The 25461-nt window shown below is 73.2% G+C and carries 21 protein-coding genes and 1 tRNA gene; 17 read left to right on the forward strand and 5 right to left on the reverse strand.

Annotated elements, in window-relative coordinates; all coding sequences use genetic code 11:
- Window positions 1–45: 45 nt before the first annotated feature.
- Entirely contained in the window at window positions 46–3465 is a 3420-nt protein-coding gene (locus A4V12_RS11355; RefSeq protein ID WP_064069173.1) for an ATP-binding domain-containing protein, read from the reverse strand.
- Between the two features lie 313 nt (window positions 3466–3778).
- Here A4V12_RS11355 and A4V12_RS11360 point away from each other — a divergent pair.
- The 13 genes from A4V12_RS11360 (at window position 3779) to A4V12_RS11420 (ending at window position 14224) form a co-directional block, all read left to right on the forward strand.
- A tRNA-Arg gene (locus A4V12_RS11360) sits at window positions 3779–3854 on the forward strand.
- A gap of 50 nt (window positions 3855–3904) precedes the next feature.
- Window positions 3905–4135: a hypothetical protein gene (locus A4V12_RS11365; RefSeq protein ID WP_159028852.1), complete on the forward strand. Its 231-nt coding sequence runs from the start codon at window positions 3905–3907 to the stop codon at window positions 4133–4135.
- A gap of 208 nt (window positions 4136–4343) precedes the next feature.
- A complete protein-coding gene (locus tag A4V12_RS11370) occupies window positions 4344–4904 on the forward strand; it encodes a cysteine hydrolase family protein (RefSeq protein ID WP_064069174.1) in 561 nt (186 codons plus the stop codon).
- A 160-nt stretch (window positions 4905–5064) separates the two neighbouring features.
- Complete coding sequence (locus A4V12_RS11375; protein WP_159028853.1) at window positions 5065–5721, forward strand: hypothetical protein; 657 nt, start codon at window positions 5065–5067, stop codon at window positions 5719–5721.
- Between the two features lie 62 nt (window positions 5722–5783).
- Window positions 5784–6125: a hypothetical protein gene (locus tag A4V12_RS11380; RefSeq protein ID WP_064069176.1), complete on the forward strand. Its 342-nt coding sequence runs from the start codon at window positions 5784–5786 to the stop codon at window positions 6123–6125.
- Window positions 6122–7771, forward strand: coding sequence for an MFS transporter (locus A4V12_RS11385; protein ID WP_064069177.1), 1650 nt, complete (start codon window positions 6122–6124; stop codon window positions 7769–7771). Before A4V12_RS11380 ends, A4V12_RS11385 begins: the two co-directional genes overlap by 4 nt.
- Window positions 7772–7774: 3 nt before the next feature.
- A complete protein-coding gene (locus A4V12_RS11390) occupies window positions 7775–8302 on the forward strand; it encodes a hypothetical protein (RefSeq protein ID WP_064069178.1) in 528 nt (175 codons plus the stop codon).
- Between the two features lie 184 nt (window positions 8303–8486).
- Window positions 8487–9206 carry an HdeD family acid-resistance protein gene (locus A4V12_RS11395; RefSeq protein ID WP_064069179.1) on the forward strand — a complete coding sequence of 240 codons (720 nt, stop codon included), beginning with the start codon at window positions 8487–8489 and terminating at the stop codon, window positions 9204–9206.
- A gap of 19 nt (window positions 9207–9225) precedes the next feature.
- On the forward strand, window positions 9226–10674 hold the full coding sequence (locus A4V12_RS11400; protein WP_234372142.1) for a hypothetical protein: 1449 nt from the start codon (window positions 9226–9228) through the stop codon (window positions 10672–10674).
- 31 nt (window positions 10675–10705) lie between these two features.
- Complete coding sequence (locus A4V12_RS11405; protein WP_064069180.1) at window positions 10706–11566, forward strand: YhjD/YihY/BrkB family envelope integrity protein; 861 nt, start codon at window positions 10706–10708, stop codon at window positions 11564–11566.
- A 235-nt stretch (window positions 11567–11801) separates the two neighbouring features.
- On the forward strand, window positions 11802–12251 hold the full coding sequence (locus A4V12_RS11410; RefSeq protein WP_064069181.1) for an SHOCT domain-containing protein: 450 nt from the start codon (window positions 11802–11804) through the stop codon (window positions 12249–12251).
- 39 nt (window positions 12252–12290) lie between these two features.
- On the forward strand, window positions 12291–12740 hold the full coding sequence (locus A4V12_RS11415) for a DUF7144 family membrane protein (RefSeq protein ID WP_064069182.1): 450 nt from the start codon (window positions 12291–12293) through the stop codon (window positions 12738–12740).
- Window positions 12741–12847: 107 nt separating this feature from the next.
- Entirely contained in the window at window positions 12848–14224 is a 1377-nt protein-coding gene (locus A4V12_RS11420; RefSeq protein WP_079136979.1) for a diacylglycerol/lipid kinase family protein, read from the forward strand.
- Window positions 14225–14294: 70 nt separating this feature from the next.
- Here the strand turns inward: A4V12_RS11420 and A4V12_RS11425 are convergent, their stop codons facing one another.
- From A4V12_RS11425 to A4V12_RS11435, 3 genes are all read right to left on the reverse strand, one after another.
- Window positions 14295–14972 (reverse strand): adhesin, encoded by a 678-nt coding sequence (locus A4V12_RS11425; protein WP_234372143.1) that lies wholly within the window; start codon window positions 14970–14972, stop codon window positions 14295–14297.
- 41 nt (window positions 14973–15013) lie between these two features.
- The gene (locus A4V12_RS11430; RefSeq protein WP_079136980.1) at window positions 15014–16903 is read right to left on the reverse strand and encodes an MFS transporter; all 1890 of its coding nucleotides are present in this window, start codon (window positions 16901–16903) and stop codon (window positions 15014–15016) included.
- 289 nt (window positions 16904–17192) lie between these two features.
- Window positions 17193–19643, reverse strand: a complete 2451-nt coding sequence (locus tag A4V12_RS11435) for a D-alanyl-D-alanine carboxypeptidase family protein (RefSeq protein WP_064069183.1) — start codon at window positions 19641–19643, stop codon at window positions 17193–17195.
- Between the two features lie 179 nt (window positions 19644–19822).
- On the opposite strand from A4V12_RS11435, the gene A4V12_RS11440 reads away from it, so the two are divergent.
- From A4V12_RS11440 to A4V12_RS11455, 4 genes are all read left to right on the forward strand, one after another.
- A complete protein-coding gene (locus A4V12_RS11440; RefSeq protein ID WP_064069184.1) occupies window positions 19823–20557 on the forward strand; it encodes a GOLPH3/VPS74 family protein in 735 nt (244 codons plus the stop codon).
- Between the two features lie 301 nt (window positions 20558–20858).
- The gene (locus A4V12_RS11445) at window positions 20859–21725 is read left to right on the forward strand and encodes a helix-turn-helix domain-containing protein (RefSeq protein WP_064069185.1); all 867 of its coding nucleotides are present in this window, start codon (window positions 20859–20861) and stop codon (window positions 21723–21725) included.
- Window positions 21726–21996: 271 nt separating this feature from the next.
- Complete coding sequence (locus tag A4V12_RS11450) at window positions 21997–22197, forward strand: DUF397 domain-containing protein (protein WP_064069186.1); 201 nt, start codon at window positions 21997–21999, stop codon at window positions 22195–22197.
- Window positions 22198–22781: 584 nt separating this feature from the next.
- A complete protein-coding gene (locus tag A4V12_RS11455; RefSeq protein WP_064069187.1) occupies window positions 22782–24311 on the forward strand; it encodes a sodium:solute symporter family protein in 1530 nt (509 codons plus the stop codon).
- Here A4V12_RS11455 and A4V12_RS11460 read toward each other — a convergent pair.
- A complete protein-coding gene (locus A4V12_RS11460; RefSeq protein WP_064069223.1) occupies window positions 24296–25417 on the reverse strand; it encodes an ADP-ribosylglycohydrolase family protein in 1122 nt (373 codons plus the stop codon). The genes A4V12_RS11455 and A4V12_RS11460 overlap by 16 nt on opposite strands.
- Between the last annotated feature and the right edge of the window lie 44 nt (window positions 25418–25461).

The following is a 25461-nucleotide window of genomic DNA, read 5'->3' on the forward strand; positions in this document are numbered from 1 at the left end:
TCACCTCCTGCGCGGGTGAACCGGCCCAAGGTTCCCGTTCGTCGCTCACGGGGAGAGGCCGAACGCGGTGTCCGCGGTCTCGCCGCCCCAGCCGGTCGGACCGCGCCAGATGACGTCGACCCGGAAGACGTCGCGGATCGTGTCCGCCGACCAGTCCTCCGCGGGCGGCTCGGAGAGAACGAGGTACAGGCTGTCGGCCGGCGTGGGCAGCGTGTGGTTGATCTCCAGCAGGCGGGTCGCGCCCGATCGCAGGTCCGCATAGGTGGAGCGGCCCGCGCCCAGCGCCTCGTAGAGGAAGAGACCATGCCGGGTGACGCAGCTGACGTCGACGATCGCCGAGTCGGTCGGCTGGAGGTCCGCCCAGAGGAGTGACGCCTTCAGGGCGTGCCGGACCGCTTCGTGCTTCTTGCACGCGCGGTCGGCGCCGGCGGCCGTCTCCAGTTCGCGAAGGAAGCCGTCCTTGGTGGTCGCAGCCGGTGTCTCGGCCGTGTCCGCAGTGGTCATCCGTACGTCTTCCTTCTGGTCGGGTTGCGTCGGGGCGCCGGGGACCGGGCCGTGAGGGTTCGGGTCCAGCGCCGGACCGAAGCGCGCCCGGAGCTCCCGCCCCGCTTCGGCGAGGAGGTCCGACCAGCCGGAAGCCGCCAGATCCTCCACGAGCCGGCCCACGTCGAACGTGCCCTCCTTGAGCGCGCGGTTGGTCGTGGCGGCGAGGTCCCGAAGGACTCCGAGCCGTTGTCTGTCCGGGTCGCCGAACAGATGAAGCACGTCGACCCAGTCGGCCTGGTCCCGCCGGAGAACGCGGTTGGCCATGCCCTGGAGTTCGGACAGACGGCCGCGGGCGTCGGGAACGTCACCGTCGCTCCCGGTCAGCTCCGCGAGAACGTCCAGTGCGGCGAGGTAGCGCCCCGCCATCCGCTCCGAGACGGGCGACCGGCCGCGCTGGTCGGCGGTGAGCACCGTCTGGGTCGTCTCGTTGGCGAACACCCAGCAGTCCAGCTTCTCGCCCCGCAGCGGGGGAACCGACCCGTGGCGGACGGTGAGGACGAGCGGCCGGTCGATCACCGGCGCCAACGGCCTGACCTTGTAGCGACCGCCCGGCGCCCGGTCCACGACCTCGACCCGGACGTCGGTACCGATCCGGGGAACGCTTCCGCCCCCGTCGCCCTCCGTCCGGGCATCCGGCACCACCGGGGGCCGGTCGTCCGCGGCGCGGGTGAGCGCTTCCGGCAGCGGGGCGGTGTGCAGGACGGTCAGGCTCTGGGTGCTGCGGGTGAGGGCCACGTACAACTGGCGCAGCCCCGCGGGGCCGCGGTCGGCGATCGTGGTGGGCTCGACGACCAGGACGTGGTCGTACTCCATGCCCTTGACCTGAGCGGCGGCCAGCACGGAGACGGCCTCGCGGCCCCGCTCACCGATGTCGCCCCCCTCGCCGACCCTGCGGCTGATCGCGTCGAGCCAGTCCGAGTCGTCGGGAACGATGACGGCCACGGACCGGGGGGTGCTGCCGTCGCTGGTGTCCACCAGCCGGGCCACGTGGGCGACGGTGTCGTCCAGCAGCTTCCACGGCTCGGTCGCCACGGTCCGTACGGCGTCCGCTCCCGCTTCCCGGACGGCCTTCGGGTACGGCAGGGCGGGAGCGACCGTCCGTGCGAGAGGGGCGACGAAGTCCATGATCTCGGCGGGGACGCGGTAGCTGGTGTCGAGCCGGGCCACGCTCCAGTCGCCGTGGTCGGAGAGGAGTGCGCCGAGCAGGTCCCAGCTCGTCGGGATGTGGGCGCCCGTCGCCTGAGCGAGGTCGCCCAGGACGGTCATGGAGCCGCCCGCGGCACAGCGCCGTCGCAGGGAGCGGGCCTGCATGGGAGTGAGGTCCTGGGCCTCGTCGACGACGATGTGGCCGTATCGCGGCGGGGTGTCGCCGCTGATCAGCACGCCGAGCTCCTCGAGGCAGACGTGGTCGTCGAGGGTCCACGGGTCGGCGTCGGCGCTGGCGGCGCGGGGCCGCAGCAGAGCCGCCTGCTCGTCCTCGTCGAGAATGCCGTCGGCGCACCGGCGCAGAAGGTCGGCCGAGTCGTAGAGGCTGCGCAAAGCCTCCCGGGGCCCGGGGGACGGCCAGACGCGTTCGACGAGGCGCTCGACCCGGCGGTTGCGCTCCAGGTCGCGGCGGATCGTGCCGGCCTGCCCGCGGCGCGGCGCGACGTCGGCGAGCTCCTGGAGGAGCCGGTCGACGAAGAGGCCGCGGAAACGGTCGCGCCGCTCGCGGAAGGGCCCGTCACCGGCGTGGGCCTGGTCCAGGAGGGCGAGGACCTCGGACTTCGGCACGCGGAGGGTCGTACTGCCGGCGTTGACGACGATCCCGGGTTCGTCGCCCTCGAACGAGGGGACGGCGGTGAGGGCGTCGAGAGCCTCAGGGCGGTAGTCGCTCCCGACACGGCGCCGCAGCACGGCCGCCATGCGGTCGTCCGACTTCACGAGCCGCGCCTTCGGGGAGTCGGTACCGAGGATCTCGCCCTCCCACAGACGGTCCAGCTGGACGGCGTTGACGTCCCGGGTGCCGAGGGTGGGGAGGACCTGGCCGACGTAGTCGAGGAACCGCTGGTGGGGGCCGATGACGAGGATGTCCTGGGCCTTGAAGTGCTCGTTGTTGACGAGCCAGGTCACCCGGTGGAGACCGACCGCCGACTTGCCGGTGCCGGGGCCGCCCTGCACGACGAGGATGTCCGCGGGCGAGCCGGTGACCAGCTCCATCTGGTCGCGGCGGATGGTCTCGACGATGTCCCGCATCCGGCCGCCGCGCGACCGCTGGAGCTCCCGCAGCAGGAAGTCGTCGGGCTGGAGCGCCTTCCGCCGCTGGTGTCGTACGACATCGCCGGGCGTGGGGGCCGGCGTGCGGTCCGGGCCGGCGGCCGCGTCCTCTCCTTCCGCCGCACGGTCGTCGGCGGCCTTGCGGGGCGGCGGTACGGCGGCGGTCCCCGGTGCGGCCGAGGGCACGGGAGCGGGCTCGGGGACGGAAGCCGGCTCGGGCGCGGGCGGGGAGATCTCGTCGAAGTAGCCCTCGACGACCCGCTGCACACAGCGCAGTTGCCGTCGCAGGACCACCTCGCCCGGACTCCCGGGGCGGGTTTCGATCCACTTCTTCGCCAGGGGGCTGGTCCACAGCAGGACCACCGGCTCGTGCGAGGCGTCGTGAACGCCGCGACGCCCGATGTACCAGGGGCGGGGATCCCCGCCCGGGTCCTCCGGCGCGTCGACGCGGGCGAACACCAGCGCCTCGTCGCCGAGCCCTCCGTAGGCCTCGGCGCGCGCCTCCGCCTCGGCCCGGTTGGCGATCCCGTCCTTGCCGCTCGCCGAGGCGGTGGCGGCCGAGGTGCCGCTCAGTTCGGCCAGCTTCGCGGTGTAGCAGTCGTACGCGTGATCCACCGCCCGCTGCTCGCCGGCGAGGACCTCGTCCCGAGTGGTGGTGCTCATGTGCGTCCTCCCTGCGGTGCCGGGGAACACCGCCACGGGCATGTGCCCGTACCCCACGGAAACAACTACCAGAAAGCGCATGGTGACGAACGGTGAGTACGACAACTCGGCGAAACCCCTCGGCAGGGGTCCCGCCAGGCACGCACCTGTCCCCCGCGACGCCGGGCGGGGTAACCCCCCCGCCCGCACATGCCCACCCGCTACACTGACGGGCGGCGCGCCAGACCACCGGCACGCCGCTGGACCAGTGGGCCGACGTGTCCGGGACCAAGGCTCACGCCGTGAACGTCCCGCACAGGCGCCCGCCGATCCCGCCTCCGTAGCTCAGGGGATAGAGCACCGCTCTCCTAAAGCGGGTGTCGCAGGTTCGAATCCTGCCGGGGGCACCAGCCAAAAGGCCCCGGACCGATCATGGTCCGGGGCCTTGCTGGTGGCGGAGGTGGTGTCTTCAGGCTCGGAGACCACCGACCGGATCGTGAAGGTCGACCAGTACGCCAAGGCAGGCATCGGCTTCTACTGGCGGATCGAGCAGGCCGCGACGGGCGTTCCTCTCGTGTACACCTACGTTCTCGACCCCGCTACGCAGACCTACCGGGACGGAGACGTGTTCACCGGCGTCCTCAAGGTAGCGGCCCCGTTCCCGGTGGAGATCGACCTCGGACAGGTCTGACCACGCGCTGCTCAGCGCCCGGCAGCGCCTGAGCGATGCGTGAGGACGGCCCGGTGCGGGGCGGCATGTGCAGGCCACCGGTGCGCTGCCGCTCGAACCGTCGACTGAGCGCCGGACTCCGTCCTACCCTGCCCGGCGGAGACACCAAGCCGCCCGGGGTGGCGGGGAGTTCAGATCGGTTCGACGCCGTACCGACTTCGGAGACGACATGAGCAGCGCCCTTCTCGTGATGGACGTCCAGCAGGCGATCGTGGACATCACCGACGACGGCTCCGGGTACCTGCCGCGCCTGCGCAGGGCGATCGACGGGGCCCGGGCGGCCGGCATCCCCGTGATCTACGTGGTGATCGCGTTACGTCCCGGCTTCCCGGAGGTCGGCACCCGTAACAGAGCTCTCGCCGCCGTCGCACGGGCCGGCCTCCATGTCGAAGGCGCCCCGGGCACCGAGATCCACCCCGAGGTCGCGCCCCGGCCGGGCGACGTGGTGGTCACCAAGAGGCGGGCGAGCGCGTTCTCGGGCAGCGATCTCGACGTGGTGCTGAGGGCACGCGGTATCGACAGCCTCGTGCTCACCGGTATCGCCACCAGCGCCGTGGTGCTGTCCACCCTGTGCCACGCCAACGACCTGGACTTCGGTCTCACCGTCCTCTCCGACGCCTGCCTGGACACCGACCCCGAGGTCCATCGGGTCCTCGTCGAGCGGCTGTTCCCCCTGTGGGCGGATGTCCTCACGGTCGACGACTGGCTCAAGACGACGGTGTCTGCGTAGCCGGGACCGACGTACCGGTCGAAGGCGACGGCCGGAGAGGCTCCCGCCCGGCCGGCTTCCCCTCGCCGGCAACAGGCAATGAGCGGCTCGCATTTGGTGCGCTCAGCCCTCATGCGCTTAAGTGTCCACGTCAAATAGCAATGATCTTGAGGGGTTGACGTTGAGCAAGACGGCACGGGGGACACTGGCCGGAGTGGTGCTGATGGCCGCACTGACGGCGTGTGGTGGTTCGGACGACGGTCTGGACGCCTTCCGCGGGGACGGCGACAGGCCCCCGGTCACGCTGACGCCGGACATGGTCCGTACCGCCCTCCCCAGCAAGGCGAGCGCCCCCAAGGGCTTCGAGGGCGACGACATCGAGGTCGAGGTCGGCGACGAGGCCGTCGAGGCGTGCGCCGAATCGACCGAGTCCAACTGCGGCGGGCTGCTGAGCATGGGCGGCACCGACTTCGACACGGACGACAGCGGCCGGGGCGACAGCTCCGAGTACGACGGTGAGGTCGTCTTCGGCCTCCTGGCCTTCCAGAGCCCGGACGACGCCAGAGCCACGTACAAGGCCATGGTCGCCGAGGAGCGCGGCAAGGCCGAGAAGGACGGGCAGAAGGCCAAGGCGGTGCAGATCACCGCGGGCGCCGAGGAGACCGAGGCCTTCGAGGACTCCGACGGCGACACCGTGGTCATGATGCGGGTCGGCAGCGTCGTCGCCGTGGTGAACGGCGACGGCACGTTCGTGGAGAAGCCGAACTACAACGACCTCGCCAAGCTCCAGATCGACCGGCTGAAGAAGACCGTCGGGGGCGTGAACCCCGACGCCTGATCCGCTGGACCGCCGACGCGACCGCCCCCGCCGGGCGCCGTCCGCCCGCAGGGCGGGGCGTCGTGGCGGCCGGCACGAACCGCCGCTGTGCCGGCACCCCCCTTCCGCCGGGACGGGGGGCCGCTCGCCCGGTCGAGCACCAGGACCCGGTCGAACAGACCCGCAACGCCAAGGTCACCAGCACCTGCGCCAAGGTCACGGTCCCGGACGCGGACGCGGACGCGGACGCCGAGGAAGGACCGGTACGGGGCGACGCCCTCCGTACCGGCCCTTCCCCCGGTACGGGTGAGGCGGGAGCCCCGAGCGTCGGTTCCAGTGGAGGTACGGCGGGGCGTGTGCCGGCCGGGCTTCCGGCTCGTGGCGCGCCCGCCGTCTCCGGCCGACGGGACGAGGTGGGCGTGTGAAGCACTGGCGGGCACTGATCGCCCTGGGCGCGGCACAGTTCCTGATGGTTCTCGACACCTCCGTCATGAACGTGTCCATCAGCCAGCTGGTCGAGGACTTCGACACGGAAGTCACCGCGATCCAGGCCGTCATCACCCTGTACGCGCTGGTCATGGCCGCGTTCATGATCATCGGTGGCCGGTTCGGGGACATCCTGGGACGGCGCCGGATGTTCCTCCTCGGGCTCGTCGTCTACGCCGTCGGGTCGGCCCTGACCGCCGCCTCGCCCTCCCTGTGGGTCCTGGCGCTGGGCTGGTCGGTCATCGAGGGGCTCGGGGCCGCCATGGTGCTGCCGGCGATGGCGGCGCTGGTCGCCGAGTCCTACCGCGGGCGGGACCGGGCCGTGGCGTACGCGGTCATCGGCGGGCTCGCCGGCGCCGGGATCGCGGTCGGGCCGCTGCTGGGCGGCTGGGTGACGACGTACCTGTCCTGGCGGCTGGTGTTCGCCGGCGAGGTCGTGGTGGTCCTCGCCATCCTGCTGTGCCGCCGGGTGATCCCGACGCCCGCCCCGGCCGGCTCGCGCCCCCGGCTCGACGTGGTCGGCGCGGTGCTCTCCGCCACCGGGCTGGCGCTGGGCGTGCTCGGTGTACTGCAGAGCAGCACCTGGGGATGGGTACAGCCCCGCAACCCGCCCTTCACCGTCCTGGGCTTCGCCCCGACCCTCTTCGTCGTGGGCGCCGGGGTCGCCGTCCTGGCCGTCTTCCGGTCCTGGGAGCGGCACCGGGAGGCCCGGGGCCTCGACCCCCTCGTGCACCTCTCCCTGCTGCGCAGGCCGGCGCTGCGGTCCGGCCTGATGACCCTGCTGAACCAGAACCTCATCCTGCTGGGACTGTTCTTCGCCATCCCCCTCTACCTCCAGGTCGTGCAGGGCTTCGACGCCTTCGAGACGGGTCTGCGCCTGCTCCCGGTGTCCGCCACCATGCTGTTGACCTCGCTGGGCGCCTCGTCGCTGGGGCGGGTGTGGGGGCCGCGCAGGGTGGTCCGGCTGGCGCTGGCGACCGTGACGGCGGCCGTGGTGTGGCTACTGGCCACCGTGGACCCGGTCATCGACGACGCGCAGTTCGCCGGAGCGATGGGCCTGCTGGGCGTGGGGGTCGGCCTGCTCGCCTCGCAGCTGGGCAACGTGGTGCAGACGAGCGTCGGCGAGGAGGAGCGCAGCGAGGCCGGGGGGCTCCAGTTCACCGCGCAGAACCTCGGATCGGCCCTTGGCACCGCGCTCATCGGGTCGATCCTCATCGGCGCGCTCGCCCACGCCTTCACCACGCAGGTCGAGGACGACGCCCGGTTGTCCGAACAGACCCGGGCGCAGGTCGGTGTCGCCCTGGAGGCCGGGGTCACCTTCGTCCCCACCGACCAGGTGCGTGCGGCGGCCACCCGCGCGGGGCTCCCGCCGGCCGAGGTCGACGCGGTCGCGGACTCCTACGCCGCCGCGCAGCTGGACGGTCTGAAGGCGGCGATCCTGGCCACCGGCGGCGTCGCGCTCGCCGGTTTCCTGGTCACCCCGCACCTTCCGGCCGCCCCGGGACGCGGACGGCCGCGGGGTCCGGACGGCGCCGGTACGGCGGGTGCGGACCCCGGCGGTCGGGCCGGAGCCCGGGAGGAGTGAGCGGTGTCCACGACGAGGACGGGTGCCACCGATCGGCGCCGGGAACGCCGCGCCGAGCGCCGTGCCCACGCGGACTACACGGGCGGTGTCTACGGGTCGATGCTGGCCGCCTCCGTGGTGATCGGCGCCGGCAGCCTGGGCGACTTCCCGCGCGTCGAGCTGGTGCTGCTGCTGTTGCTCACCGGCCTGGTGTTCTGGGTCGCGCACGTGCACGCCCAGCTGTTCGGGGCGCGGCTCGCGCGGCAGGCGCCGGACCGCCGGGTCGTGCTGCGCGTGTGCCGCGAGGAGTGGCCGATCGTCAAGGCCGCCGTGCCGCCGGCCGCCGCGGTGGCCCTCAGTCCGCTCTTCGGCCTCGACGTGCTCGGTGCCCTCTGGCTGGCGCTCGCTGTCGCCGTGGTCGGCCAGGTGGGGTGGTCGGTGGCGGCGGCACGCCGCGCCGGCGCCACCCGGCGGTTGATGGCCGTCACCGCCTCGGTGAATCTCCTGCTCGGCCTGCTGATCGTCGCCTTGAAGATCGTTCTTACGCACTGACGACGGCCAAGGGCCCGGCGGGCGGCGGGCGCCCCGCGCGCGGCCCGCGGATCACCCGCAGGAGGTGACCACGGCGCCCGTGACGGGCGTGACGCTGGAACGGTCGGATCCCGTACGTACGCCTCCGGCACCGCGCACCTTCCCCCGTGCGGGCCGCGGGTGTTCGTCCACCCGAGGAGAAGCCATGACCGCGCCATATGGTCCGGAATCACGTACCGGGCGGGAACACCGGCCCGGCGCGACGGCGCCCGGCGGGACCGGAGGCGGGCCCCTCGGTGACCCCGGCGGCCCCGGCGGCCCCTCCGGCGACACCGCCGGCGTCTACGCGCTCGCGCGGCTCGGCGGCTCCTGGCCCTGGCTCCTGGGCTCCGCCGTGGCGACGCTGGTGCCGGGTGTGCTCGTGCTGGTCTGGCCGGAGGCGACGCTGCACGTGCTGGCCGTCCTCATCGGCCTGTACCTACTGGTGAACGGTGCCTTCCGGTTCGTGGCCGCCTTCTCCCGCAAGGGCCACGACCGGCTGCCGGGGCTCCTGCTGGCCGTGCTGTACGTCCTGGCCGGGGTGCTGTGCCTGCGCAACCCGCTGCAGACGATCGCCGCGCTCTCGCTGGTGGTCGGGGCCGTCTGGCTGGTGTCCGGCATCCTCACCCTGTACGCGGCCCTCACCACCGAGAACCTCCCGCACCGCGGTGTCGTCCTGGGCGTCGCGGTGCTCGGCATCGTGGCCGGCGTCGTCGTCCTGGCCGTACCGACCGAATCCGCCCGTGCCCTGACCCGGCTGCTCGGCCTGTGGCTCGTCCTGCTCGGCCTGGCCGAGGCCGTGGCCGCCCTGGCGTGGCGGTCCGCGCTCACGAGGACGCGCGCATCCGGGCCGCACCCGCCCACCCCGGCGACCCGACACGTGTGACACCGGCCGAGGAGACCGCATGAAGCCGACCACCGACCCCGGACCGACCACCGGCCCCGGCGGAGCCGGGAACCCGCCCCACACCCTGACCGCCGGCGAGCGCGCCGAGTACGAACGGTTGCGCCGTCACGCCTCCACGCGCCACCGGCGGGTGCGCAGGGCGGGCTCGTCGGTGCTGCTCCTGCTGACCCTGCTGCTCGCGCCGCTGGCCGTCGTCGCGGCCTGGGTCCAGGACACGGTCTCCGACACCGACCGGTACGTGGAGACCGTCGCGCCGCTGGCGTCCGAGCCACCCGTGCAGGAGGCCGTGATCAACCGGCTCACGGACCGCGTGGTGGCGCAGGTGGACGTGAAGGCGGTGACGGACGCCCTCGCCGCGGCGCTCACGGACGCCGGGGCACCACCCCGTGTCGTGGAGGGCGCCGGTGCCCTGACCGCCCCGCTGCAGAACGCGGTGAGGACCGTCGTGGACCGCACGATCAGCGGAGTGATCACCAGTGACCGCTTCCAGCAGGCCTGGGAGGGCGCCAACCGGCGGTCGCACGCCGCCGTGGTGACCATGCTGACCGGGGACGGCCGGGGTGCGCTGCGCGCCGAGGACGGAGCGGTCGTGCTGGACGTGGGCGAGGTCGTCGACCAGGCCCGGGAGCGGCTCGTCGCCGCGGGCTTCGAGAAGGCGTCCGCCATCCCGGACACCGACCGTACGGTCACGCTGTTCCAGTCGGAGGAACTGGGCAAGGCCCAGGACGCCATGCGGCTGCTGGACGTCCTCGGCGTCTGGCTGCCCGTACTGACCGTCGTGCTCGCCGCGCTGGCGGTGTGGACGGCTCCCGCGCACCGGGTGATGCTGATGATCACCGCGGCGGGTGTGGGCGTGATGATGGTGGTGCTGCTGGTCGCGCTGGCCGTGGTGCGCCGGGTCTATCTGGACTCGGTGCCGCCCGAGGCGCTGCCGGCCGACGCGGCCGCGGCGATCTTCGACACGTTCCTCCGGTTCCTGCGCGACAGTGCGCGGACGCTGCTGGTCGTCGCGGTGGTCACGGCACTGGTCGCGTACCTGTACGGGCACGGGCGCCCGGCCCGTGCCGTACGCGGGGCGGCGGATCTGGGCACCGGGGCCGCCGGCCGGGCGCTCGGGCGTGCCGGGGCGAACACCGGGCGGACGGGTCGCTGGCTGGCGGACCACCGCGGGTGGACCACCGGTGTCGTCATCGCGGCGGCGGCCCTGGTCCTGCTGCTGTGGAACCACCCCACGGTCGCGGCGGTGGCCCTCGTCCTCGGTGTCGCCCTGGTCGTCGTCCTCCTCCTGGCGATCCTCGCCGCGGCGTCGCGGGTACCCGGCGGGGACCCCGAACCGGAGACCGATCCGGGCACCGGGCCGGGCTCCCGGCCGGGCGGCGGACCGGGCACCGGACCGAGTACCGGACCGGGTAGCGGACCCGGCGGCACCGTGAGTGCGGCACCGTGAGTGCGGCACCGTGAGTGCGGCACCGTGAGCCATGGCCGGGAAACCCCGTGCCGGGCGCGGGCCCCGCGAGCGAGCCGCCGGGCGGTTCGCCGCGGGGCTGCGGTCGGGCACCGCGGCCCGGCTGCTGTCCCGGCTGTCGGCGCTCAACATCGTGGAGGGCTCCGTGCGGCTGGCCGCGCAGGCGTTCCTCACCGCGCTGCCGCTGCTGATGACCGTCGCGGCGTTCGCGCCCGGGTGGATGCAGGACCTGCTGGCCGACTCCCTCCGCGCGGTCCTGGGGATGCGGGGCGACACCCTCGACGAGATGCGCCGGGTCTTCGACGCGACCGGGACCCCCCGCAACACCGCCGGGGCCGTGGGGGTGGTGGTGACGCTCCTGTCGGCCACGGCGTTCAGCAGGGCCCTCCAGGCGGTGTGCGAGCGGTGCTGGCACGTGCCGCGCGCACCGGTGCGGGCCGCGATCTGGCGCTGGCTGCTCTGGCTCGTGGTCTGGCTGGCCTTCCTCATGCTCCAGGCGCCGCTGCGCAGCGGGTTCGGCGGCGGCCCGGTGACCGGGCTGGTGCTGTCCCTGCTCTCGGCGACGCTGCTGTGGTGGTGGTCGCAGCACCTGCTGCTGGGCGGCCGGATCGGCTGGCGGAGCCTGCTGCCGGGAGCGCTGCTGGCCGGCGCCGGCACGGTCCTGCTGAGCCGGGCCGCCCGCCTGCTGGTGCCCACGGCCATGGAGCGCAGCCTGGACGAGTTCGGCCCGCTGGGCCCCGTGTTCACGTTCCTCTCCTGGCTGATCGCCGTCTTCCTGGTGGCCGTCTCGGGCCTCGCCGCCGGCGAGTACGTCGCCTCCACCTCCTGGTACCGGAGCCTCGCCGCACGCGTCCGCCGGGAGGGGCCCGGCTGAGACGCCGGAACGAGGCCGGGAGCACGGCCCTGGAGCACGGCCGGAACGCGGGCCGGCAGCGCGGCCGGCGACACGGCCGGCGGCGCACCCCGGCGGGGTTCACCTGCCGCACCCGCTCACCCTCAGGGGGTGAGGACGCCCGCGGCGGCGGGGGGGCACGCTGGCAGGGCGGCACGAGGACGCTGCCGCAGCGGCACGGAGACGGCCGCGGGCGTCTCCCGGACGGAGGACCGACATGAGCGCGGAGACCTATCTGGCGTACGACTTCCCCCTGCTGAGTGCCTTCTGGACGATGCTCGTGTTCTTCCTGTGGGTCCTGTGGTTCGTCCTGCTCTTCAGGATCATCGCGGACATCTTCCGTGACGACGCCATGAGCGGCTGGGCGAAGGCCGGCTGGCTGATCTTCTGCATCGTGCTGCCCTTCCTGGGCGTGTTCGTCTACGTGATCGCACGGGGCAAGAACATGGGACGCAGGGAGGCCGCGCAGGCCCGCGCGCAGCAGGAGGAGTTCAAGTCCTACATCAGGGACACCGCGACCGGCGCCCGGCCCAGCAGCGCGGACGAGCTGGCGAAGCTCTCGCAAATCCGCGAGCGGGGCGACATCACGGACGAGGAGTTCCGCAGGGCGAAGGAACTGGTCCTGGCGGGCCACGGTCCGCAGCAGCCGGACCGCACCGGCCACTGAGGCCGCTCGCTCCCCTCTCTGCTCGAAAGGTGGCACGACATGACCGCCATGCACACCCGGCCGGCCCACGCGGCCAGGCAGGACTGGGCGACCGGCCTGACCGCCTTCGCCGCCGTCATGCTCTTCGTCGCCGGCGTGCTCGCCGTCTTCCGGAGCATCATGGCCCTCGCCGAGGACGACATCTTCGTCACGACGCCGGACTACGTGTTCGCCTTCGACCTGACCACCTGGGGCTGGATCCACCTCGTCCTGGGCGCGATCGCCATGGTCGTGGGCCTCGGACTGCTCCGGATCTCCACCTGGGCGCGCGTCGCCGGGGTGGTCGTCGCCGGTCTGGTCATCATCTCCAACTTCCTCTCGCTGCCGTACTACCCGGTGTGGTCGATGGTGATGATCGCCCTCTCGGGACTCGTCATCTGGGCCCTGTGCGTGGTCCGGGGCGACAGCCTCTTCGGCCCGTACGAGGAGGAGGGCCCGCCGCGCGAGTGATCCGGCGGGAGGCGGAAGGCGGAGGGCCCGGGGCGGGGCTCGGGGGCGGGGGCGCGGGGGCGGGGGCGCGGGGGCCGGGTGCGTGAGCAGGGAGAGAGGGCCGACCTGTGGGCCGACGTGAAGGTGATGGGGGAACGGCGGGGCGCCGGGCGCGGACCGCGAGCGGGCACGCGCCCCGTGCCGGACGGGCGCGGCTCGCGCTGCTCGCCCTGCTGGCCTCCGTGCTCGTGCCGCTCGTCGCCGCCGGTCTGCGCAGCGTGCTGTGGCTGGCGGCCGGCGTCGCGGGCCTGGCGCTCGCCGCCGTGGGCGTGTGGTGGGTGCTGGCGCACTCCGGTCCGCTGCGCGCCCTCGGCGCGGTCCTGTCGGTGGCGGCCCCCGTCGCCGTCCTCGCACTGTTCGCCGCGTACGGCATGCTGTGGCCGGCGCTGGTGTCCCTGGCCCTGTGGGCCCTGGCCGTCACGACGGCCCGTACGGCCCTGGACCCCGGCGGCACCGCGCGGACGGAGACGGTGACCGAGGCGCCGCACGCACCCTGGATCGTGATGAACCCGCGCTCCGGCGGGGGCAAGGTCGACCGCTTCGGGCTGGTGGAGAAGGCCCGGGCGGCGGGCTGCCGGGTGACGCTCCTCGACGGCGGCCAGGACGTGGTCGAACTGGCCCGCCGCGCCGTCGCCGAAGGGGCCGACCTGCTGGGGGTGGCGGGCGGTGACGGCACCCAGGCACTGGTGGCCGAGGTCGCGGCACGCCACGACCTGCCGTTCGTGGTCGTCCCGGCGGGCACCCGCAACCACTTCGCGCTGGACCTCGGACTGGACCGCGACGACCCGGCGGCCGCCCTGGAGGCCCTCACCGACGCCGTCGAGCTGCGCGTCGACCTCGGTCACGCCGCCGACCGGGTCTTCGTCAACAACGCCTCGTTCGGGACGTACGCGTCGATCGTCACCGAACCCTCCTACCGGGACGCCAAGGCCCGCACCACCCTGCGCACCCTCCCCGGGCTCCTGACCGGCGAGGACGCGCCCACGCTGCGTGCCCGCGCCGACGGGACCCGGGTGGACGGGCTCCAGGCCCTGCTCGTCAGCAACAACCCCTACGGGCGCGCGGTCGACGCGGCCCGCCCGGGCCGCCGGGCGCGCCTGGACACCGGACTGCTCGGGGTGGTGTGCCTGCGGGTGACCGGCGCCGCCCAGGCGGCTCGCCTGGTGCGCGGGCCGCGTTCCGGGTCGCTGCTCCGGATGGACGCCGGGGAGGTCGTCGTCGAGGGCGACGCGGACACCCTGCCGGTCGGCATCGACGGGGAGCACGTCGTGCTGCCGTCGCCCGTCGTGTGCCGGAGCTCGCCGGGCGCCCTGAGGGTCCGGGTGCCGCGCCACCGCCGGGGCCGGGCGCGCGGCGGCGGGGTGGCGCCCGACTGGCCGCGCGTGACGCGGCTCGCGCTGGGCCGCCGGCCCACGGACCACGGGCCCGGCCCGGCCGGTGCGTGAGGAGCCGGCGACCGCCGCGACCGGGGCGCGGAGCAGCCGGGGCGGACGCGGCGGCTGGGCGTTCCGCGGGTCAGGCCCGGCAGGTGAGGCGCAGTTGGGAGGCCGCGTGGTGGGCGCCGACAAGGGAGCGGGTGCCCCAGTCGCGGCCCCGGTCGGTGAGGCGGACCGCGAAGGTGGGCGACTTCACCGGGTACTTGCCGACCTGGACGAGGCTGCCACGGTGGATGGTCTGGAGCACCCCGAAGGCCGCGTACGTGGACGACGGGTCGTCCGGGTCGGCGAGGACCCGGTACACCGTCGGGTCGCCGGCGACATCGATGTCCCTCGGGCCCTCGGGGACGTACACCGCGAGGGCGCACTCGGTGTAGTCCTCGCCGATCGGCCAGGTCCACGTCGCCGTGCCCGTCCCGTCCCGGTCCGGGCTGCCGGACATGGGCAGCGCGGTGAAGCGGCCGTCGCAGCCGCCGCCCCGGAACCCGCCGGACGGCACCGTGTACCAGCCCGCCGTCCCGTTCTCGACCCGCCCGCCCTCGCGGTACCCGGTGTCGGTCGCGCAACCGGGCCCCGCCCACACCGTGTACACGGGCGGGCGCGTCGGCGCGATGCGGGACGGCAGGCTCCGCTCCGGCAGCCGGCCGACGGGTTCGGTGTCCGGGCGGGCGTCACCGCCCAGCAGCAGCACCGAAGCGATCAGGCAGCCCGCGGCCACGACGGAGCCCGCTGCCAGGACAGTACGTACGCTCGCCATGCCGGACCACTATGCAGCGCGACTCGCGGTAACCGTGAGGGTCAGCGCAGTTCCTCCGGGCACGGCGTGCCGCGCGGGAAGATCTTGTACGGTGCGGCCAGCCGGTACACCCCGGGCTTCGGCGCCAGCAGCTCCGTCCACTCGTCGCCCTCCCGGTCCTCCTCCGCCTTGAGCAGGCAACCGTGCAGGTTGACGAAGGACCTGGGCTCCTCGTCACGGAGCACCGACGCCTCCGTCTCCTCCGGCGGCTCGACCTTCCTGCCCTCCTCGTCGAGGAGCGCCAGCCAGGGCGAGTAGGGGACGCGGATCAGCACCCGGCCCGCCGTGCGCACCCGGATCGTCACCTCACCGGCGCCCGCCCGGACCACCGTCGCCGGCGGATCGGCCAGCGGCGTGGGGTCCTCCACCGCGAACAGCCGCCAGTTGGCGTCGGACCACACCGGGCGGAGGTACGGCTGGCCGTCCTTGACCAGCTCGGCCTCCTGCTCGGCGCCGGTGTCCGGCTCGCCCTTGGGCAGCACCACGTAGTGGACGGCCCAGCGGTGCAGCCAGTCGCGGTAGGTGGCGGAGTTGAGCGTGTCGTCGTAGAAGACGGGGTTGCGCTCCATGTCCGCCTGGCGGTTCCAGCCCCGGGCGAGGTTGATGTACGGGGTCAGCGCCGACGCCTCCCGGTGACTGCGCGCCGGCACGACCTCCACCCGCGCCGTCTCCGCCCCCAGTTGCTGGAGCTGGTTGATCAGCGGGGCCGCCTCCCGCGCCCAGGACGCGTCCGGGGCGGTACGGACGATGTCGTCGACGCTCTTGAACCCGATCCACCCGTTGAGCACCGCGAAGGCGAGCACCAGCGCGTACCACCGGCGGGTGCGGCGGGCGGTGTACGGCAGCGCGGCCAGCAGGACGACACCGGCGAACAGCATCGGCAGCCGGGACACGTTCGACCCGATCTGGGAGTCGATCAGCCAGGTGAGGAGCGTGCCGAGCGCGTACACGGCGGCGGCGGTGCGGACCGTGCGCCAGTCGCGCGGTACGAGGACGAGGACGAGCACCCCGAACGCGAACGGCAGCATCGTCGAGGCGAACGACATCGGCTGCGTACCGGAGAAGGGGAAGAGCCAGGACGACAGGGCGACGACGGCGACCGGCGCGAGTCCGAGCGCGTACGCGCCGGGCCGCCGCTTGTTGAGGAACAGCGCCGCCGCCGCGACGCCCAGGAACAGTCCGGCGACCGGGCTCGCGGCGGTGGCGAGCCCGGCGAGCGGCGCCGCGACGGCGGCCTTGGCCCACCGTTTCCTGCGCCACCGGTACGGCCAGCAGAACACGGCGGCCACCGCGCCCAGCGCGAACATCATGCCGAGGCCGAACGTGACGCGGCCGGACAGCGCGTTGCACAGGAACGCGAACACCCCGGCGAGCGCGCACGCGAGCGGATTGCGCACCGCCCGGACGCGCACGAGGATCAGCGCGGTCAGCGCGGCCGACGCCGTGCCGGCGATCATCATCGTGGTGCGCACGCCGAGCAGCGACATCAGGTACGGGGACACGACGCTGTACGACACCGGGTGCATCCCGCCGTACCAGGCGAGGTTGTACGCGGAGTCGGGGTGCCGCCCGACGAACTCGGCCCACGCGTCCTGCGCGGCGAGGTCGCCACCGCTGTTGGCGAAGAGGAAGAACCAGACGACGTGGGTGAGCGCGGCGAGCCCGGTCGCGAGCGTGACCGGGTGGCGCAGCCACCCCGCGCGGGACGCGGGAGCCGCGGTCGCACCGGGGCCGGGGTCGGTACCGGTACCGGCGGGGACGCCGGCGTCCGGGGGGCCGCCGGGGCGCCCGTACTCCTCGGGCACGGCGGCGGCCGGCGCGGGTGCCTCCGGGGACGCCTCCGGTGCCGCCACGGGTACCACCGCAGATGTCTCCGGTGCCGCCGCGGACATCTCCGGCACCGCCGTGGATGCCTCGGGTGCCGCCTCGGACGCCCCGGGAAGCCCGCGCGCCCCGACCGGTGGCCTTATTCGCGCCCGCGAAGTCGAGGCGCCGTCCGCGCGGGCCGGCTCGGCGCTGGTCGGCTCAGTGGTGGTCACTGCGGCTCTCTGCTCTCTGCGTCGTCCCCCACGCCCTTGCCACGTGCTGTCCGTGAAGACGTCGTCGCGGCGACATCCGTTGCCCGGACGTCCGGACGCTAACACGGGGGCGCCCCGGAGAACCGGGGCGCCCAGGAGGGTTTCAGCCGAGACGGGTGAGCTTGTTCCCGAGGCCCGGCTCGGCCATGGCGCTCCGCAGGGCCACCGGTACCCGGACCTGGCTGGCGCCCTCGCCCACGGTCAGGACGCCGACCTGCGTACCGGCGGGCGCCGAGTGGGGCAGCGCGCGGCCGCCGTTGCCCAGCTCCAGCCTGACCGTCAGGCCCGACCAGCCCACGACCTTCACGTCCTTGGTCGCGACCACCGGCGTCGTACCGCCGAGTCCGTCGTCGACGTGCCCGACCACATCGCCCTTCTTGACGACCGTCCGGCTCTCCAGCAGCTCCTGCGTGGCGAGCATCGCCTCCTTGCTGGCGGCGATGGCGCTGCCCAGGATGGGCGTCTTGTACTGGGCGAGGACCGCGCCGACGATCAGCTGGTCCGTGTCACCGACCTTCTTGTGGGCGGCGAAGAGCAGGTTGCCGCCCGCCTTGGTGGTGCTGCCGGTCTTGATGCCCAGCGCCCCGTTGTACGGCACGAGGTCGTTGTAGTTCCGCCACTTCTTGCCCGACGGGTCGACCCACGACGGCATGGCGGTGATCTCGACCAGCGCCGGGATCTCCACCAGCTTCTCGCCGAGCTTCACCTGGTCCTCGGCGGAGCTGACGGTGGTGTGGTTCAGGCCCGAGGGGTCGGTGTACGTGGTGTTCTTCATCCCCAGTTCCTTGGCGGTGTCGTTCATCTTCTTGACGAACGCGGCCTCGGAACCGGCGTCCCAGCGGGCCAGGAGCCGGGCGATGTTGTTGGCGGAGGGGATCATGATGGCGGCGAGCGCGTCGTACTCGCTGATCTTGTCGCCGGCCTTCACGGTGTTGAGGGTCGACTCGTTCTGCGCGTCGTATCCGCCCTCCTTCTCCGCCAGGGCGTCGACCTCGATCATCTCGCCCTTGGACCCCTTCTTCAGGGGGTGCTCCTTGAGAATCACGTAGGCCGTCATGGCCTTCGCGACTGAGCCGATCGGTACGGGCTTCTGCTCACCGAAGGAGTCGACGGTGCCGAGGCCGGTCGCCGACATGTAGCCCTGGCCCTCGTTCGGCCACGGCAGGGACGGCTTGCCCCCGTCGAAGGCGAACGACGACTCGGCGGTCATCTTCAGCGTGGGCGCGGGCAGCGGGCGCACCAACTGCACGATCGCAAAGACGATCGCCAGGAGGAGGACCAGCGGGGTCCAGATCTTGACGCGCCGGACCGCCGTGCGGACCGGGGTCTCCGGCGGAGGCGGCGTGTTGGTCAGCTCGGCGAGCATGTCCAGCGGCGGGCGGGGCGGCAGGGGCTGCTGCCTGGTCCGCTCGGGCTCGGTGAGCGAGGCGGGGGCGGCGGTCCGCGAGGCCGCGGCCGGCGAGGCGGGTGCGGACGCGGGCGAGGCGGCGGGCGCCTCGGGCTTCTTCGCGGCCGGGCGCACGTCGTCGGGACGCAGGGGTACGAACTTGCTCGTCCGCTCGGCCGGCGACTCCGCCGCGGGCTCGGCCGCTCCGGCTGCTCCGGCCGCTCCGGCTGCTCCTGCCGGGGGCGCCTTGGGCGTGACGGCCTTCAGCGCGGTGGTCGGCTGGTCCACGGGCTTGCGCTGGACGGCCCGGAACACGGCGGTGGGCTGGTCGACGGGCGTACGGCCACCCTCCGGTGCGGGCTCCTCCTCCGGCGCGGCGGGCCGGGCGTCCTCGGCGGGGTCCTCGGCGGGCTCCTGGGCCGGCTTCTCGGCGGGTTCGAGGGCGGGCGCGGGCGCGGCGCCGGCCGCCTCGCGGGACGCCCCGGCGGGGCGCGCGGGCGCGTCGTCCTCGCCCTCGCCGTCCGCTGCCGCCGACTCGGCGGCGACCGGCTTCACGGGCTCCTCGTCCACGGGCTCGGGCTCCGTGGGCTCGGGCTGCACCGGCTCGGGCTTCGTGGGCTCGGGCTGCACCGGCTCGGGCTCCGTGGGCTCGGGCTCCACCGGCTCGGAGGCGGCGGGCTCGGAGGTGGCAGGCTCGGACGCCACCGGACCGCCGGAACCGGACCCGGACGCGGCGTCGGAACCCGACCCGGCCTCGGACCGGGACTCGGACGCGCCGTCGGACCCGGACTCCGACACCGGCCCGTCAGTGGAACCGGACGCGGACCCGGCCCCGGACGCAGCCCCGGACCCGGCCCCGGACTCGGCCCCGGCGTCGGAACCGCTGTCGGACCGGGACCCGGACTCCGGCGCCGCGGAGTCGTTCTTGCCCGGCTCGTCCGCGTTCGTCATCCACGCCGCCACGGCGTCCCGCAGGCGGGCGTCGCCCTCGCGGTCGTTCCGGACCGGCGCCTTGAACACGGCTGTCGGCTGGTCGACCGAGCGCTCCGGGTCCCCGGCCGGCGACCCGGTGTCACCGCGTACGGCAAGCCTCGGATCGCGCTCGCCCGAAGCCGTCTCCCCCGGCGACTTCTGCTGCTCCGACTTGTCGGGGGACTCGCCCGCCACCGTGCCTCCTTCAATCAACGCACTGCCCGAACCATGTACCAGTGTCCTGTGTGAGCGCTTGGCTCCCGTGCAAGACGAGAACGACATACCTACCGGTTCCCGCCCGAAGCACCCAGGCGCTCTCGACAGACCAATGTGAGAGGGGTCACCCTGTCATTCATCCACGCGGGGAGGCATGGATGGGCAGGAGCCGCAGAACACTTCCGGAGGAGCTTCTGTTGCTCGCTCTGGACCCGGCCACGGGTACCACAGCGCAGCCGCAGTCGCTCGACCTCGGCCTGGCCGGAGCACAGCTAGTGGAGCTGGCTCTGGCAGGACGGATAGCCCCTGACGGGGATCGTATCGCCGTGGTGATGCCACGGCCGACCGGAGATCCGACACTGGACTCCGCGCTCGAGCTGCTGCGCAGGCGTGGCAGTCCGGTGCGGGCCGTCCACTGGATCGGCGGGCCCCGGCTGGGGCTGCGCCAGACGTATCTCTCGCATCTGGAACGGTGCGGCATGGTGCATGCCGTCGAGGGCCAGATGTGCGGGGTGCTGCCGACGACGCGCTACCAGGCGACGGAGACGGCGATCAGCCGGGAGATCAGAGCCCGGCTGGACAGTGCGATCCGCACCGGTGTACCGCCGGACCCGCGGACCGCGGCGCTCGCCGCGCTGGCCCACGCGGTCGGACTCGGCAAGCACCTCTACCCCGGCAACGAGGGGCGTTCCTCGCGCTCCCGGCTCCGGGACCTGATCAGGCACGACCCGATGGGCGGCCTCGTGGCGCACGCCGTGATGGACGTCCAGAACGGCGTCGGCGCACAGCCGCGCCGCAACTCCGGCGCGGGAGGTGGTGGCCGCCCGGCCACGGCCGTACCGATGCAGCCGCAGTCACGCAGCGGGTCGATGGCCCGCGCCGTGGCGCACTGAGCGGCGCGCGGGACGCTTCACACGGAACGCACCGGAACACACCGGGGCCCACCGGCCCCGGGCGAGGACGAAAGACGAGCACCGGGCGCCACGACCCCACGGCCCGGTACGGGAGCCGCAGCAGCGCGCGGGACGGTCACCATGCCGCCCCGCGCGCTCGCGCGTTCCGAACGTCCGTACGCGGTGGGGCGCGTGTGGCCATTTCCCAGCGCGCAAAGCCTATTGGTGGCAGTCTGCTGAGCAGTAGATACGCAGAGCTACACCGGCTCCCGCAGCCGAGCAACCGGAGGTGCAGTTTCCCGTGGCGTCCAACGTCAACCCCACCGTCAGGCGACGCAGACTGGGCCAGGAGCTGCGCCGGCTGCGAGAGCTCAAGGGCATGACGGCGGAGGAGGTGGCGGAGCGCCTGCTGGTCTCGCAGTCCAAGATCAGCCGCCTCGAGAACGGCCGCCGCTCCATCAGCCAGCGCGACGTCCGGGACCTGTGCGGGGTGTACGAGGTCGAGGACCACCGTATCGTCGATTCGCTGATGCAGATGGCGAAGGACTCGCGCCAGCAGGGCTGGTGGCACGCGTTCGGCGACATCCCGTACAGCGTCTACATCGGCCTGGAGACGGACGCGGCCTCGCTGCGGGTGTACGAGCCCCAGGTGGTGCCCGGGCTGCTGCAGACCCGGCAGTACGCCGAGGCGCTGATCGCGGGCGCCCTGCCGGAGTCGTCGGCGGCCGACATCGAGAAGCGCGTCAACGTCCGGGCGCGGCGCCAGGAGCGCATCCGTGACGCGGAGACGCCGCTGCGTCTGTGGGCGGTGATCGACGAGGCGGCGCTGCGCCGGGTGGTCGGCGACCGGCAGTTGATGATCGAGCAGTTGGAGCACCTGGTCGAGCAGTCCCAGCGGCCGCACGTCACGGTGCAGGTGCTGCCGTTCGACATGGGCGCGCACCCGGGCATCCGCGGCCATTACGCGATCCTGGAGTTCCCGGACGCCTCCGACTCCTCGGTGGTCTACATCGAGGGCGTCACCAGTGACCTGTACCTGGAGAAGGCGAACGACGTGCAGCGGTACAGCGTGATGTACGAGCACCTGCGCGCCCAGGCGTTGAACGTGGAGCAGACGCGGCAGTTCATCGGTGAGGTGATCAAGGACTACACGGGCGGGACGCGATGACGCCCTGACGGCCGGAAGCGGCCTTCCTGGCGCTTTTTACGCTAGGCCCACTGTGTCCTGATTGCCGGGGGTTTACCCAGTCCGCCGGGGAAGAAGCCGGAACGGTACACCCCGGTCGGCTTCCAGCGGAAGACCGCATGGAATATGCCATCCGGTCGAGTGAACGTCCGTCCCGCGCGGAGATCCCGACGAGTAGCGTCGATCACGCCAGCCCGCAGGTAGGGCCGGTGCGAGTCACTGCTGTCACTTGTCGAGAACCGGAGCGGAGAAGATGGCAATCATTCAGGGCGCCACGGACACTTGGACGAAGTCCTCGTATTCCGGCGGGAACGGCGCGTGCGTCGAGGTCAAGTCCCCCGTCGTCGCGGCGATCGCGGTACGGGACTCCAAGGTCCCCGCCGGTCCGTCGATCACGTTCGTCCCCGAGTCGTGGAACGCGTTCGTGCGCGAAGTGGGTACGGGAGCCCTCTGAGTCCGCCGACGCGTCACCGATGAGCCCTCTCGACTGGTCCGCCGTCCCGGCCGAGGGGGCTCGGTCATGCGCCGCCACGATCGAGCGGCGCGGGCCGCAGGCGCGCGATCCACGATCGAGCGGCGCGGGCCCCAGGCGCGCGATCCACGGTCGCGCGGCCCACGGACGGCCGGCCCACGGACGCGCGGGCACATGACGACAGGCGCCCGCCCGCCGGGGCGGTGGTGACGTCCGCCTCCGGCCGGAGCCTGACGCACGATGGGGTGAGCCCCCTCCCTTCGCCGACCGCACGGGACCCGCATCCCGTGCGGTCGCTGTGTTCTCGCGGCGTACGGACCTGACGAAGCGCCCGCTCATCGTGTGGCCGCCGTCACGGGCACGACAACGGCAGCGCGGGTCAAGAAGAGGTAAAAACGTTCGACTTCCTGATCGCTGTTCACATCCGTGACCCGTGAAACCCTTGACCGGCCGCCCGAACTGGCGGTTCAATCCCCGAAGTCCCCGCTCCCGTACGGGGGCGCCGCTGACCGGACGCACTGACGAGGCGCTTCGACGTTCACAAGGCGGACCCCTGGAGGGGGCACATGAACAGTCTCGACTGGGCCGTGCTCATCGGCTACTTCGGTGTGATGGTCGCGATCGGCGTCTGGTCGCACAAACGCGTCGACGACGTCGGCGACTTCTTCACCGCGGGCGGCCGGATGCCGTGGTGGCTGTCGGGCATCTCGCACCACATGTCCGGCTACAGCGCCGTGATGTTCACCGGGTACGCGGGCATCGCCTACACCTACGGCGTCACTTCCTACGTCACCTGGTCCTTCCCCATCGCCATCGGCATCGCCATCGGCGCCCACCTCTTCGCGCCCCGGCTCAACCGGCTGCGCTCCCGCCTCCATGTGGCCTCACCGCTGGAGTACCTGAAGAACCGTTACAACCTGCCCACCCAGCAGGCCCTCGCCTGGTCGGGCGTGCTGCTGAAGATCGTCGACGTCGGCGCCAAGTGGGCCGCCATCGCCACCCTGTTGTCCGTGTTCACCGGCATCTCGCTCAACCAGGGCATCCTCATCACCGGTGTCATCACCGGTATCTACTGCACGGTCGGCGGCCTGTGGGCCGACGCCCTCACCGAACTGGGCCAGTTCATCATCCAGTTCTTCGCCGGCATCGCGATGCTCGTCGCCGTCATGGCGAAACTCGGCGGCGTCAGCGCGCTGTGGACCGTGTGGGACCGGCCCGAGCTCCAGGGCCACACCGCCCCGACCGCCGGCCCGTACACCCTGACCTTCCTCCTCGCCTACCTGTTCATCAAGACCTTCGAGTACAGCGGCGGCATGTGGAACCAGGCGCAGCGGTACATGGCCACGCCCAGCGCACGCGAGGCCACCCGTTCCGGGCGGCTGTCGGCGGTGCTGTGGTTCGTGTGGCCGCTGGTGCTGTTCTTCCCGATGTGGTGCGCGCCGCTGCTGGTGGAGCCTGAGAAGCCGGACGCCTCCGACTCGTACGCGCTGATGACCGAACAACTGCTGCCGCACGGGCTGCTGGGTCTGGTCATCGTCGGGTTCTTCTCCCACACCATGGCGATGTGCTCCTCGGACGCCAACGCCATCGCCGCCGTCTTCACCCGGGACATCGCCCCGGCGATGAGCAGGGCGGCACGGGGCTGGTCGCACCGGGCGGGGCTGCTGGCCGCCCGCTGGTCCACCGTCGCCTTCCTCGCCCTGTCGATGGCGATCGCCACCCAGGTCAACTCCCCCGCCTTCAAGGACATCATCACCGTCGTCATCAAGTGGGTGGCCGGCCTGATGGGTCCGATCGCGATCCCCTTCATGCTCGGTCTGCTGCGCGCGTTCCGCCGGTCGGGCCCGACGGCGGCACTGGTGTCGTGGGCCGCGGGGCTGTTCGCGTTCTGGCTGACCAACTACGGCCTCGACGGCGTGGAGCTTCAGATACAGATCGTCTCGCCGCTGGCGACCTCACTCGTCCTGTACGTGCTCATCGGCTTCGTCAAGCCGGAGGACACCCCGGAACGGGACGCGGTGCTGGACAAGCTCCACTCCGACGACGGGAGCCCGGCGGGCGCGGCCGCCGTCCCCGGCCGTCAGCCCCTCGGGTAGCGCGCCAGCCAGCCCGGCGCCGAGGCGGCCGGGCCGTGCAGCGCCGGGCCCTGCGTCATCTCCATGGCGAAGTCGTCCGCCAGCTCCAGGACCGTGGGCCGCCCTTCCAGCTCGGCCAGCCAGGCCGGCGGGAGGGCGGTCTCGCCGTGCAGGGCGCCGAGCAGCGCACCGGTGAGGGCCCCGGTGGTCTCCGACGGGCCGTCGTGGTTCACGGCCAGGCGCAGCCCGTGCCGCACGTCCTCACCGACGAGCGTGCAGTAAACCGCGATGGCCAGGGCGTCCTCGGCGTGTTCGCCGTCGGTGTCACCGAGCGAGGCGATCCTCGCGGGGCTCGGGATGCCCTGGCGGACGGCGCCGAGAGCGTGCTTCAGCGCCTCGCTGACCGGCTCGTGCCCGGGGCGGGTCGCCAGCTGGGCGAGCGCCCGCTGCACCGAGCCGTCGACGGACTCGCCGCGCGCCAGGCCGTGGACCACCACGGCGAAGGCACCGGCCGACAGATAGGCGGTGGGGTGGCCGTGCGTCTGCACCGCGCACTCCACGGCCAGTTGGCACACCAGCTGCGGCTCCCAGCCGACGAGCAGCCCGAACGGGGCGGACCGCACCAGGGCGCCGGCGTCCCGGGCGGTCGGGTTCTTCGGCCGGTCGACGGTGCCGAGCGTCTCGTCGCCGAGGCCGGTGAGGGTGGCGCGCGCGGGGTCGCGGCGGGCGTACAGCCACTCCTCGCAGGCCAGCCAGCCGTTGTCCTTGCGGCGCTCGTCCGGTCCCCAGTCGCGCTGGGTGGCGGCCCACCGCAGATGGGCCCGGTGCACGTCGGTGGGCGGGTGCCAGGCGCCGGTGTCGCGGCGCACCTGGGCGCGTATCAGCCCGTCGACGGTGAACAGCGACAGCTGGGTCGCCGACGTCACGGCACCGCGCCGCCCGTACGCGGGGGCCAGGTCGGCGAGCCCGTCGGGCCCGTGCGCCGCCCGGATCGCCTCCACCGACAGCCCCGACACCCCCGCCCCGAGGGCGTCCCCGATGGCGGCGCCCAGCAGGCAGCCCCGCACCCGGGCGCGGAAGTCCTGCTGCTCGGCGCGCCCCCAGACAGCCGCGGCTGCTGCACCCACCTCGCGTCCCTCCCGTCGCCCGTCGTCACGTCCGGCGCGCAGCA

Source organism: Streptomyces noursei, from assembly GCF_001646665.1.
Taxonomy (GTDB): Bacteria; Actinomycetota; Actinomycetes; order Streptomycetales; family Streptomycetaceae; genus Streptomyces; species Streptomyces lavendulocolor.